General features: G+C 54.9%; 7 protein-coding genes. 4 read left to right on the plus strand and 3 right to left on the minus strand.

Translation table 11 applies throughout. The annotated features are described in order from the left end of the window. The first annotated feature begins 75 nt into the window (after positions 1-75). From ACFQZG_RS12000 to ACFQZG_RS12015, 4 genes are all read left to right on the plus strand, one after another. Positions 76-774 carry a response regulator transcription factor gene (locus ACFQZG_RS12000; RefSeq protein WP_378152720.1) on the plus strand — a complete coding sequence of 233 codons (699 nt, stop codon included), beginning with the start codon at positions 76-78 and terminating at the stop codon, positions 772-774. A gap of 211 nt (positions 775-985) precedes the next feature. Next, a complete protein-coding gene (locus ACFQZG_RS12005) occupies positions 986-2,671 on the plus strand; it encodes a chitobiase/beta-hexosaminidase C-terminal domain-containing protein (protein WP_378152722.1) in 1,686 nt (561 codons plus the stop codon). A 137-nt stretch (positions 2,672-2,808) separates the two neighbouring features. Further along, a complete protein-coding gene (locus ACFQZG_RS12010) occupies positions 2,809-4,947 on the plus strand; it encodes a sensor histidine kinase (protein ID WP_378152724.1) in 2,139 nt (712 codons plus the stop codon). 4 nt (positions 4,948-4,951) lie between these two features. Then, complete coding sequence (locus tag ACFQZG_RS12015; RefSeq protein WP_378152726.1) at positions 4,952-5,656, plus strand: response regulator transcription factor; 705 nt, start codon at positions 4,952-4,954, stop codon at positions 5,654-5,656. Between the two features lie 123 nt (positions 5,657-5,779). Here ACFQZG_RS12015 and ACFQZG_RS12020 read toward each other — a convergent pair whose 3' ends face one another. The 3 genes from ACFQZG_RS12020 to ACFQZG_RS12030 form a co-directional block, all read right to left on the minus strand. Continuing rightward, entirely contained in the window at positions 5,780-9,589 is a 3,810-nt protein-coding gene (locus ACFQZG_RS12020; RefSeq protein WP_378152728.1) for an S-layer homology domain-containing protein, read from the minus strand. 250 nt (positions 9,590-9,839) lie between these two features. After that, on the minus strand, positions 9,840-10,982 hold the full coding sequence (locus tag ACFQZG_RS12025; protein ID WP_378152730.1) for a glycoside hydrolase family 172 protein: 1,143 nt from the start codon (positions 10,980-10,982) through the stop codon (positions 9,840-9,842). A 70-nt stretch (positions 10,983-11,052) separates the two neighbouring features. Beyond that, positions 11,053-13,080 (minus strand): beta-galactosidase, encoded by a 2,028-nt coding sequence (locus ACFQZG_RS12030; RefSeq protein WP_378152732.1) that lies wholly within the window; start codon positions 13,078-13,080, stop codon positions 11,053-11,055. Positions 13,081-13,533: the final 453 nt, after the last annotated feature.

Raw genomic sequence — 13,533 nt, forward strand, 5'->3', positions numbered from 1 at the left:
CTTCTTTTATTCGGACATAATTGATATGATAGGAGGCATAACCTATCCCTATTGCAGAGAGGGACGTCCATAGCCATGACGGCAACTATTCTAACCGTTGACGACGATATTCCAGTACAAGAGATGCTGCATCTCATTCTGACCCATGCGGGCTTCCAGGTGTTGCAAGCTTATAACGGCGAACAATGCCTCGCGCATCTGGGGAATACGCAACCGGATCTGATTCTACTGGACATTCAGATGCCGGACCTGGACGGCATCACGTTATGCCGCCGCATCAGAAGCCAGTATCGGCTTCCGATCTTGTTCCTGACCGGGAAGCGGCGGATGGAAGATAAGCTGAACTCCCTGCAGTCCGGGGGCGACGATTATATGACCAAGCCGTTCGAACCTCTGGAATTGATCGCTAGAGTCAACTCCCATCTGCGCTGGGGGATGCTTCTCTCCGATACGAGGGCACCCGGCCGCAAGCTGATCTTCGCCGGACTCGAGATCGATATGGACCGAATGACGGTTATCGCGAACGATCAACCCGTCGTTCTGCTAGCCAAGGAGATGCATCTGCTGCTCACGCTCGCGCAGAACCAGAGAAGGGTGTATCATCCAAGGCAGCTCTACGAGTTAATCTGGATCGATCCGGCCGGGTATTCGTCCGATATTATCAAAGTTCATATTAATCGCTTGCGCAAAAAAATAGAAGTCGATCCGATGAACCCGAGATTCATCCATACGGTCAGAGGTTTCGGTTATAAGTTCGAGGCGGGCAAATCGTAAGTCACCATAGCACAACATTCTCCGTAAAGCTCCGCAATCCTTCAACATCTTTCGCCAAAAACCGGCTTGGATAGCCTTCACGGCCCTCCAAGCTGGTTTTCTGCATTTTATCTTAAAGTTTTCTTTAGGTTTCCTAGATGGACGAATCTACCATGCTAAAATCGAAAGTAGGAAAATCGATAGCTATCATCATGCTTCAGGAGGACGAACGATGAGAAAAAAAGTGGTCGGATTAGGGATGGCGGCGTTACTGTGCTTTCAACTTTCCGTCGGCTTTGCGGCAGGCGCAACGAAGACCTCGACCGACTTTACGGACTTGAAGGATCTGGATGCCGCAACGAAAGCCAAATTCGATGCCTTGATCTCCGCCGGCGTATTCGACGGCGTTAGCGAAAGCAAATTCGGTATCGGGGAAGAGATGAACCGGGCGCAATTCTCTAAGGTTGCTGCGTTGATCTACGGTTTGGAGGTGAACAAGGACTTACAAACCTCTTCGTTCAAAGACGTCAAAGCCGACGATCCTGCGAACGGATACGCGTTGCCGTACATCGAGGCGGTGAAAGCGGCAGGGATCACGGATGGCATGGGCGAGGGGAAATTCGATCCTGCCGGCAAGGTGACGAAGGAGCAGCTCGCGACGTTCCTCGTTCGCGGACTCGGCAAGAACGAGGAAGCCAAGACAACGCCGGGCGTGAACGATTCTACGGTTTCTGACTGGGCGAAGGGGTATGTCGCCTTGGCATTGAATCTCAAGTTGGTGGACAACGGAGCGGATGGAAAGTTCGGCGGTCAAACGAACGCAACGCGCGATCTGCTCGTTACGGGCGCATTCGAAGCCAAGGAGCAATACGTAGCGCAGGAAGAACAGAAGAAGAAAGAGGAAGAAGAGAAGAAGCAGGAAGAGGCGGCATGGTATCCAACTCCGCAGCCGGTACAGGCTACCGTCGAGACGCCTGCCGCGCTTCCCGCGGGCGGCGCCGTGACTTCGGGAACGCAAGTTACTTTGACTTCGGCGACCGTATCCGCGGCGGTCTACTATACGACGGATCTCAGCGAGCCGACTACGTCAAGCACGCCGTATACGGGACCGATCATCATTACGAGCAGTACGACGATCAAAGCCATCGCCGTTAAGCCCGGCTCGACGAATAGCTCGGTTGCGAGCTTCGAATATACGGTCGCGTTGCCGATCGTACTGCCAAGCTCGATTGCGCCGTTGACCGAGGGACAGCCCTATACCGGCAGCGTAGCGAAGATATCCGGAGGAACAGGCGTCGTTACCTACGCGGTGACGAACGGAACACTGCCTTCGGGGCTGACCTTACATCCAAGCACGGGAGCGATTACCGGGACTCCAAGCGCGAGCGGTTCTTATAGCTTCACGATCGGCGCGACGGATTCGGCAACGCCTCCGGCAACGGCATCCATGCCATACACGGGTACGATCACGCCCGTAATAACCGCAACACCGTTGGATTTGATCAATGAAGCGTCGGCTTCGGGCGACTGGGACGATGTCGATGCAACGACTTTCGCCGATGCGGGCGTTACGGATGTCACGTCGGATAACCTGTCCGCCGTCCAATACTACTTGGAAACCGGCGCAACGCCGCTTCCGAGAACGTTGGCTCAAGTTCAAGCGATTGTCGACGAGTCTATTCAAGCCTTTACGGTAGATGCGATCTATGCCTATTTGAATCCTTTCGGCGGAGGATCCGCCCCTACCGTAGAAGTATTCGCTCTTGCCGGTATCACCGGCGTGACGGCTTCGAACTTAAGCGATATCATAAATGCCCTTGTATTTACCTATCAAGATTCCAGGAACGATCCTTTCGGAACGCCGATGTCTACGAAACAAGACATTCAGGACGTTGTCGACCTTTACTTGATCCAATAATGATCAGGACAAGCATTGTCGAACGTCATCTGCGCGATAAAAATAGTGGCTTGGGGAGTTACTCCCTGAGCCACTATTTTGCTATCATGAAGGAATCGACAGGTTCGTAGCGCATCTTGTAGATTGGGGTCGACTTCATGATGAGGGGCATTCTTCGATTCGGTTCCCGTATTATCGCCGCCGCCTTGGTTGTCGGTTTGGCGGCAAGCTATGCCGTCATCTCCGCGCCGTTCTCCCCGAAGTTCAAGAGCGAAGAAGGCGTTCTCGATGTAACGCAGGTTCATGTCGGCGAGAATCCGGTGAAGCTGAACGGGGAGTGGGCGTTCTACTGGCAAGAGCTGCTGACGCCCGAGGACATACGGACTCGTTCCGCCACGGACGGCAATCACGACCGATGGATCACCATCCCCAGCTCCTGGCTTGGCTATTTATTAGATGGTCGGCAGTTGGATGGTACGGGCTTCGCAACCTTTCGGATGGTCGTCGAGCTTAGCGAGCAGGATCGGAACGAGCGGCTTGCTTTGCGTATCCCCACCATTTTCCATGCGTATAAGTTATGGGTGAACGGCGAGCTGCTGGCCGAAGTCGGCGCGGTCGGTCCGGACAAGAGCGACGCGACGCCGCATCTGGCAACGAAGCTCGTATTCTTCCAGCCTGAAGACACGACGGTAGAGCTGGTTATGCAGGTAGCGAACTTCCATCATCATCGTGGCGGCATCACCAAATCTATCGAGCTTGGCGGCAGCGAAGCGTTGACGGTCAAGACCCATCTTAGCGTTGCCTCGGAGATGTTCATCACGGCAAGCCTGCTCGTAATCGGCATCTATAATCTGCTCTTGTTCTTGCAGCGACGCAAGGATAGGGCGCCGTTGTACTTCGGTCTGTTCGCCGTGTTGTTCGGTATCCGAACCTTGCTGGTCGGCGAGCTCCTGTTAACGCAGTTGTTCTCTCATTTTCCGTGGGAATTGCAGTTCAAGATCGAGTATCTGATCCTCTGCGTCAGCGGTTACGTCATCACGAAGTATTACGATTGCATATTCCCGAATTACGTGTCGCGATGGTTCCGACTGGGCACCCGGATCGCAACCGGCGCGCTCTGTCTCGTCGTTCTGGTAACCCCTGCCATTATCTATTCGAAAATGTTATTGATCATCGGCGTGATCGTCGTTCTGCAAATGGTGTATCTGATGGTCGGTCTGGTCCAAGCGGCCGCGAGGCGCGAAGAAGGAGCGCTGACCTTCCTCTCGGTGTCGATCATTACTCTGGTTACGGTTATCAACGACTTCATGTATTACAACGAATGGTCGCCGATCGGGAATACCGCTCCGCTTGGTCTGTTGGTATTCACGATCGCGCAGATGATGCTGCTCTCTTCCAGATTCACGAGGGCGGCATCGAACGAAGAGAGAATCGCGCGCGAGCTGCAGGACGCTAACGACAAGCTGACCGGAATGAATATGAACTTGGAACGGACCGTGCAAGAACGCACGCGAGCGTTATCCGCGGCTCACGACGATCTCCGCGCCTCGTATGACCGGTTGCTTCGCTCCGAGCAAGGGAGGAAGAAGCTCCTCGCCTATATTACGCATGATCTGCGAATGCCGCTGTCCAGCATGCTCGGTTATGTTGAAGCCGTGCAGGACAGGGTCAGGCCGGAACGCAGCGAGCAGTACCTGAAGTATATCCGGGATAACACGGTTCGGATTAACCGCATGATCGAGGAGTTGTCTTTCTTATCTCATCTGGAGACGGGGCAAGTCTCGTACCGAATGGAGCCGGTTCAGGCGATTCGCTTCCTGCGCGGTTTCTATGAACAATACGAGCTGGTCGTGCGCGACGCGGGGTTGGACTTCAAGCTGGATATCGGAGACGCGGAAGATCCAAGTCCCGACCTGCCCGTCGTCGAGATGGATGCGCAGAGAATGGAGCAGGCGTTGTTCAATCTCGTGTCGAACGCGATGAAGTTCACCTCGTCCGGCGGAATGGTGCGCATTGCGTTATCCGTGGACGAGGCGAACGATACCCGCCATGCGATCATAAGCGTACAAGATTCCGGCATGGGTATTCCTCCGGAACAGCTCGAACAAATCTTCGATCGCAATTACAGGTATGAACGGCCGGACGCGGAGACGGGCGTAGAAGGCAGCGGGCTCGGGCTCGCGATTTGCAGGGAAATCGTACAAGCGCACGGAGGGACGGTACGGGCGGAGAGCGACGGCAAGACGGGGTCGATCTTCTACGTATCGCTTCCTTGTATCGCGAATGAAAGAAGGTGAAGGCGTGGCGGACGCTCGCAAAATCATGATCGTAGACGACGACCCCCATATCTGCGAGATTGTTCAGGCGTATTGCGAGAGGGAAGGGTTCCAATCCGTCTACAGTCATAACGGGACGGAAGCCATGAAGCTGCTTGCGTCCTTCGAGCCGGACTTGATCGTGCTGGATGTCCTGCTGGCTAACGAGAACGGCATCGACTGGTGCAGGAACGCGCGCGGCTACACGAATGCGCCGATCGTGTTTCTGAGCAGCCGCGAGGAAGACGAAGTGAAGATCAGCGCGCTCTCCTACGGCGGCGACGATTACGTGACGAAGCCGTTCAGTCCGGGAGTGCTCATGGCCAAGATCAAGGCTCATCTTCGCAGGGTCTCGACGGGCAGAAGGGAACAACTGCTGGAGCTGCCGGGGCTGACGCTGGATTACTACGCTCAGTCCGTCAACATGGGCAGCGATACCGTCTTCCTATCGAAGAAAGAGTTCAGTCTCCTGTCCTACATGGCGCAACACGCGAATCGCGTCGTCAGCGTCGATGCGTTGTTCCAGCTCGTCTGGGGAATGGAGAGTCTGGAGGATACGAGAACGGTCGCCGTACACGTCAGTAATCTGCGCAAAAAAATCGAGGTCGACCCCGCCAATCCCGAGAAAATCGTTACGATCCGGGGGGCCGGCTATATGCTGGTTGCCAGCACGCGCGAACATAGCGATTAGGTTGGTAGTGCTCACGAATGCCGCTTTACGAAAGACCATTCCGATGTCGATCATTTGAAAGGGATACCACTAAAGCCGTCTGTTCACCGGCTTCAGGGTATCCCTCCATTTTTGTTAACCTATTTAGTTAAGCCGCTCCAAGATTCTCAACAGTACGGTAACGGCTTCCGCCCTGTTCGTTGTTGCATCGGATTTGAATGTATTCGCTCCTGCACCTTGCATAATTCCGATCTTCTCCATTGCCGCTACTGCGCCTCTCGCCCATGACGGGATGGTCTCGTCGTCCGCGAAGCCGGTTACGACATTCTCATCGATGGATAGTTTGAGTGTTCTTGTAACCATGACTGCCATTTCACTGCGAGTAATCGTTGCTCCCGGACGGAAGGTACCATCGACATTGCCTGTAATGATGCCTAATTGGACGGCTTGCGCGATCGCCTTCTTGGCCCAATCTCCGATCTTAGCCGCATCGGTGAACGTCAATGCCGCTCCATCTAAGGCAGGCTTTAACGAATTCATCAGCATGACCGCGAACTCCGCACGAGTCACGGCGACATCCGGCTTAAACGTGCCATCCGCATAACCCGTAACGATTCCGCTACTTACCGCTTGCTTGATGTTCGCCTCAGCCCAGTGTCCCTTAATATCATTCAAGTTAACGATCTCTTCGACTGGCCCGCCCGCCGCCATGACGGCGAACTTCGTAAAGTGATCAATCTCTACGGAAATATGATTGCCCTCGGCGACTCCTCCGACTTCCACCCATACTCTCTTCGTTTCGTCGTAGTAGAACACCGCCGGCTTTTGATCCTTTGTTAAGGTTGCCGGATCGAAAGCGAAGGTCAACGTTACCGACTTGTTGAAATTGCCCGTTACGTTTTTCAGAATCTCAAAGATCGAGCTAGCCAGAACTTCATCTTTCGTTAGCAACGCCTTCGTATCCAGCAATTTGGTAATCGTTACTTGCAGTTCTTGATTGGTTGCGCCTGCCGGAATGGAGACGTTCACTTCATCCTCCAGACTAACCTCGCCTTGCGTTCCGATTGGAAGCGTCAATGTACCGTCCGTGGAGGTGGAGGTTATAGGCGTTGGGATCGTCGGATTGCTTCCGCCGCCCGACGGCCCAGCCGGTACTGCATTTACGGTAATCGTTGCCGATCCGGATTTGCTTGTATCGAAGGTTGATGTTGCCGTAACGGCATAGTTGCCTGGCGCTGCATCTGCGGCTACATTCACTAATCCATCTGCATTGACGGTTACTTTGGGACTGCTGCTTGTCCAAGTTACGGTTCCCGGTGCTCCGCCCACGACGGATACGGTAGCCGTCAGTTGTCGATTGGCCCCCTGAACGACCGTAGCTGTTGCCGGAATTACCGTTACGCTTGTCACTGATCCCACATTCAACTTCGTCGTTGCCAAAGAAGCCAGAGCACTTGTCGTTGCCGCTGTTCGAACTTGCAGATTGTCATTCGGAAATACCGATACGTCTATCGTTGCCGTTCCTGCCGCGATCATGGACGTCACGGCTTGCCAAGTTGCGCCGCCATCTCTGCTGTATTCCATCGTTAGGTTAGCGCCTACAAGCTTCACGGCAACTTGCCCGCCGGACACATTCGCCGATACGCCGCTCGGCGCTCCCGCAGCAGTCGCTACGTGAATCGCCGTCGTGGCCGCGCTTGCCAATTCGCCGGCGGTCGCTTTCACGCGTACTCGTACCGCTTCTCCGCCAACAAAAACGTGCGACGTATGAGGTGCCGTTGCACTCGCCCAGATTGCGCCGTTGTCCGTACTATATTCTTGCAGTGCTGTCGTTCCCGTTATTCGGTTAGCCGACACGTCGACTCCTATGCCGCTCGGCGCGCCTGCGCTAGCGATCGACGCCACGAGGCGAACATTCGTGGGCTCACCCGCTTCGCGAACATATATTTGTCCAGCCTCGAACGTTACGGCTGTACTCGTATCGCTTGCGCTCAACCACGTCCCATCCGTTCCGTCAGTCGAGTCCAAGCTATATTCCATGGCCGCCGACGTACCGGTTATTTTTCCGCCTAATACGTCAATGCCTACTCCGGATAAGTTAAGCGTGACCTTGACCGTTGCCGTTCCTATTATACTCGTATCCGCGGTTGAAGTTGCCGTTAAGGTGTAGTCGCCTGTCGCTGCATTCGAGGCAACCGTCACCAATCCGTTCGCGTCGACGGTTACGTTCGCGTTATCGCTGCTTGTCCAGGTTACCGTCTGAGCCGCTCCGCCCGTCGTTAACGATACGGCAGTCAACTGCTTCGTTGCTCCCGCAGCCACGATCGATGTTGCCGGACTTACGCTTACGCTAATAACTGCTGACGGTACCGATGCCTTAAGGTATGGCATGCCGTTATTATAAGCAGGATCGATTCCCCATGCCCCGACGCCGTTCGAAAAATCAAATCCTCCATACGTAGATTGAAGCTTCATAGCTTCGGTTGTTAACACGTACGTACCAAGACCATTGTCAACAGGGATATCGTAATAGCTGTTGCTGATCAATCCTCCGGATTGGGCGCCTACTAAGCCGCCCATCCCCCAGCCATCCGCTACGCTCCCCGTTGCATAGCTGGTGAAGATATAGCCCTGACTCATTCCGACCAAACCGCCGATCGTGTCGTTTCCGCTCCCGCTTCCCGTTGCGTAGCTGTCACGAATGAACCCATTCCCATAGTTCCAGCCAACCAAGCCCCCGAGGTAACTGCCCCCCGACACGTTTCCCTGAGCGTGGCTGCTGCTAATTCTTCCATCGTTCGAACCCGCGAGTCCGCCGGCACCGCGCGTGCTGGCTCCAACATCGGCTGCGGCATAGCTGTTGCTGATCGGCGCGTAATTGAAATTAGTACCGACCAATCCGCCTACGTTATTGACGCCGTTAACGCTACCCGTAACGCTGCTGTTGCTAATGGCGCCTTCGTTAAATCCAACCAATCCGCCTACATAGGCATCTCCGTTAATCGAGACGTCTTCAAGTTTCATATGGGTAATAACGGCAGACGTGCCGGTTTGACCGAATAAACCGACGGCAATGCGGCTGGTATTGTTAATTGTCAAATTTCTGATCGTATAGCCGTTCCCGTCCATAGAACCTTCGAACACGAGCGCATTAGGATCGCCGATCGGCATCCAGCCCTCTCCCGAGGAGTAACCGCTCAGATCAATATCATTCGTCAGCTTATAATGAACGCCGACTCCCCTATCGTCCCTGATCTTAAAAAGCTGTTCCGCGGTTGCAATCTCATATGGACTGATCTCCGTCCCTTCTCCGAACCGGATACTATCGATCACCAGCATCTGATCGTATAGATCCCCGGAGCTATCTTCGAATGCCTCGGCATCGATTCGGATGAAGTTATCCGATCCGACTAACGCTTGCTCGAATTGAATGGAGAACGTGCTTGACGAAGCTGCAGGCGTTACGTTCGAGACGGTATCGTTCATGCCCAGCGGCGAGTAGGTTGCCTCCCCCGTCTTCCGCACGGTAATCTTGCTTCTCAAATCCTCTATCGTGCCCGCTTGTACCGCATATACGCTCAACGTAACCGTAACGGTCCGATGATCTCCGCTCCCGTTCGCGGTCACCCCGCTATCCAGTTGCAAATCGCGAATATCGCAGGTTTTCAGGGTATTGACCGCGGGATCATTTACGGCCAATCCCGTCGTTGAACAAGTGACGTCGCCGGTAATGATTTTCGTCACATATCGGGTATCCGCTCCGAATCGCAACTCTTTCGTTCCCGAAGGGGAGCACGTCCCTCCTTCATCCGCGCAGTGCGTCCAATCGTTGTCTGCGTCTGCCGACGCAGGCAAAGCAAATGAAGAAGAAAACAATGAAAATAACATCAATCCCAATAGGATTCGAACCGTAAATCCCTTTATCAGCATTTGCGTAGAACCGGGTAATCTCATCATAAAAACCCCTTTCCAAATAGATAGATTTATTATAAAGACCACCAATGAAAGAATAATAAAAGAAAGCGACGCAAAAAAATCGAGGTCGACCCCGCCAATCCCGAGAGAATCGTGACGGTTCGGGGGGCCGGCTATATGCTGGTTGCGGGAAGCGCGAACATATCCCAAAAAAAATGAAGAAGAGCATGAATAAATTCATGCTCTTCAGCGATTGTATGCTTCTCTATTCCTTAACGGAGCCGATCAACTATTGGCCATCCTCGTTCTTGTATTCCTTCGGTTCATTGCCCCACAGCTTCTTGCCGCCGCCGAGCGCCTGCCGCCATTCGTGGCGCCAGAGGTGGACGTCCTTCGCCGTAATCTCCGGCATGTTCTGGCGCTTCTCCTTCGCCGGGAACGCCGGGAAAGGCTTATGAGGCTCCACCTGGTACCAGTACGAGACGGTGCTCAGATCCAGCGTCAGGTTGTTGTCGTGTCCGTGCTCGATGCTCGCGCGCAGCGACTTGTCGAAGTAGACCGGCTCCTCCAGCAAGAACCGGTAGCAGTGCGTCCGGCCCATCCAGCCCAGCTTGTCCGGCACGCGGGCGTAGCCGAAGTACGGATGCAAGTACACTTCGTTCGGGCACCAGGAGCTGTTGAAGAAGTCTTCCGTCCCCGTGCCGTGCAGCGAGCCCGGCCAGTCTTCGCCGTCGACGAGCCACATGTCGTCGCCTTCGCCGTACCACATCGGGCCCGGGCTATCCACGTAATAATTAACCCCGACGAAATGACCTTTGCCTTCGATATCGGCGAACAAGTAGTTGTTCGCATCGCTCGTGTTCTTGCCTTCCGGCGCAAGGACGCTCCATTCGTTCTCCCCGGCTTCCGGATGCGACTCGGTCAGCTCGCGGTTCCACCAGGCGTGGAAGCGGCCCATCGAAGCCGGAACCTCGGGGTGCTCTTCATAGTCGATGTAATAATAGAACGACCGGATCGGTTCGTCGGACTCGTTGTGCAGCGTAATCCGCGCGCCGCTGCCGAACGGCATCGGGAAGTAGCAGTTCAACGCTTTCCCTTTGGCAGGCGCCGCAGCTAGCGGCAGCGAGATGAAGTTGTACTCCTCGCCCCAGCCTTGACCGAAGAAGTCGCCGAGAGGCGCCTCTACGCTCGGCTCGGTTTCTCCGTCCCAGTACATGCGCAGCACCGCATTGCGGCGAATCATCTTATCGAGCGTGTTGACCGTGATCCAAATATGCTTGATGATGCCCGCGCCGGGAATGTCCGCCAGCACGGCCGTCTCGCCGGCCTGAATCGTCACATAGTCCGCATTGCCTCCCGTGCGGTCGTAGCTCGATACCCGTTTGGTGCGAATGCCGTCCTTAATGTTGTAGATATCGTTAAGCAGGCTCATTCTTAATCGCTCTCCCTTTGTCCCGTTGTCGTGACTATTGGTATAATGCTCTCCCCGTCCATCGTTCCGGTCAATCCTTGCCCAGCACCCTGACGCCGCCTGGCTCCAGCGAGAACCGTTCCGGCGACGGCTGGCCTTCCAGCAGATCGATGCAGCCGGACGGCGGTTCGATCGTAACGGAAGCTGCCGAGTGATTGATCACGAAATAACGTTTGCTTCCGCCTTGTCTCCGGATGGCCACTTCCACTTCCGGATGCGCGGCTGTCCACTCCGGAACGGCCCCGCTCTCTTGGCAGAGCCGGTCTAGCAGGCGGTACAATGCCGGGCTATCAAGCTCCGTTCCCGTATAGTAGGCTTTGCCTTGGCCGTACGTCTTGCAGGTAACCGCGGGCGCTCCCGCAAAATAGTCGGATTCGAAGGTCGCCACGACTTCCGCCCCGCGGTTCTCGATGACGTCGAACCAGACTCGGGAGGCATACTCCGCATTGTCCGCATTGTCCGCATGGTCCGCCTGCCCTGCATCGTCCCCCGCGAACCGAATCCGCTGTTCTTCGCCGTCCGGGATGATGCCGTAGTCGTCGATCTCAATGCCGAGCAGCTCTCTGAACGGACCGGGCGTCACTTCGGAGCGCATCCGGTTGTCGGGCAGCTTCGTGCCGGAACGGAAGTCTAGCAACACGGTGCCGCCGTTCTCCACGAATCGGTAGATTCGATCGGTTAATCGCTCGTCCACGATCGCCAGGTGCGGCAGGATCAGCAACTTGTACGCACCGAAGTCGGCTACCGGCGAGATGATGTCGACGCCGTTATGCTTGTCGAAGAAGTAACGGTGATAGTTCTTCACCTGACGCATGTACTTGTAGCCCGGATTGTGCGGCTGGATCTCGAACGCCCATTCGTTCTGGAAGTCTCGCACGATGGCCGCTTCATGGCGTATTACGCTTCCTTCTAAGTAAGGAGCGAGTCGCGCCAGCTCTTCGCCGACCCGCTTCGCCTCCGCGTATTTGCGGCCGGGAACGCCGCTGTGCTGTAGAATGCCGTGCCAATACTGCTCGCTACCGAACACGGCCGTGCGCCAGCGGAAGTAGAGAAGCGCATCCGCGCCGTGCGCGACCGCCTGGTAGGACCATCTTCGCAGATCTCCCGGTCGGACAGGCGTCTTGAGAATATGAGCCCCCGGAGTTCCGGATTGGAATTCCAGCACCCAATAGTTGCTCCCCTTGAACCCGCGGGTGGCATCGTGATGGAGCGCTGGCGTGTAGGGGTTGACCGGCTCGCCTTCGGGAAAGTTCGGGTACACGTCGAGAGCGGACACGTCCAGCGTACTGGCCAGCTCGTAATAGTCGATCTCGTTGAAGATACCCATCATGTTATGCGTGATCTTCTGATGCGGCGCGATGCCGCGAATCAGATCGACTTGGATATTCATGAATTTGCGCACGGCGTCGGAGGAGAACCGCCGGTAATCGAGCTGGTATCCCGGATTGTGCAGCTGATAGACGGTCAGCTTCGGCGTCTCGATCTCTTCGAACGAGTTGTACTCGTTGTTCCAGACGACCGTGCCCCATGCTTCGTTCACCGCGTCCACCGTGCCGTATTTGTCCTTCAGCCAAGCTTGGAACGCCGCTTTGCACGTGTCGCAATAACACCACGTCGTATCCACGCAGCCGAACTCGTTATCGATCTGCCATCCGATCACGTTCGGATTGTCCTTATAACGTTCCGCCATGGCTCCGACCAGATTGCGTACGTACCGCGGATAATCCGCGTTGTTGAAGCAATAATGCATGCGCGTGCCGAATCCCCGGACATGGCCGTACATATCCCGTTTGTACATGTCGGGATGCCTGTCCATGATCCATTTCGGAGGACTGGCCGTCGGCGTTCCCAGTACGACCTGAATCCCGGCTTCGCCCAGCATGCCGATAATGCGGTCCATCCATTCGAAGGTGAACTTACCCTCCGTTCTCTCCGTGCGCGTCCAAGAGAATTCCCCGATGCGGAGCAGATTGAACCCCGCCTCGCGCATCAGCTTCACGTCCGTCTCCCAGCGTTCCTCCGGCCAATGCTCTGGATAATAGCAAGCTCCGAAATACATGGCGTTCTCCTCCTCGATGATCCTTCTATCCGATTATTCGGCTTGCACCGATCGATACCATTCGTTGACTTCCTGCGCGATCTAATCCTCCACTCTTAGAGTAAGCGAAGACATATAGGGAAAACAGATGATATTCTCAACATCGATAGCGTTTTTTTAACTTTTCGTACGAATGCCGAATAGTTTCTCTATATTCTTGGAGCGTCTTGCCGAAGAAGACGATACAAGTGTGTCGTCATAACAGCGATCGATTGGAAGGATCCTTTCGGTACGAATCAGGAGGGGAGCTTCTTGCAATATTATCTGAGTCGGTAGTGCTTCCATCCATGACAACATCGTCATCGGGGCGGCGAAGTGATGTTCAACTATAAGACTTATTCAGCTACCACGTATGTTCTGAATGAGAATAATTCCAGGATCACCGGCTAACTTCAGTTTGGGGCTTTTGGATAA

The sequence above is a fragment of the Cohnella sp. GCM10027633 genome, assembly GCF_042675445.1.
Taxonomy (GTDB): Bacteria; Bacillota; Bacilli; order Paenibacillales; family Paenibacillaceae; genus Cohnella.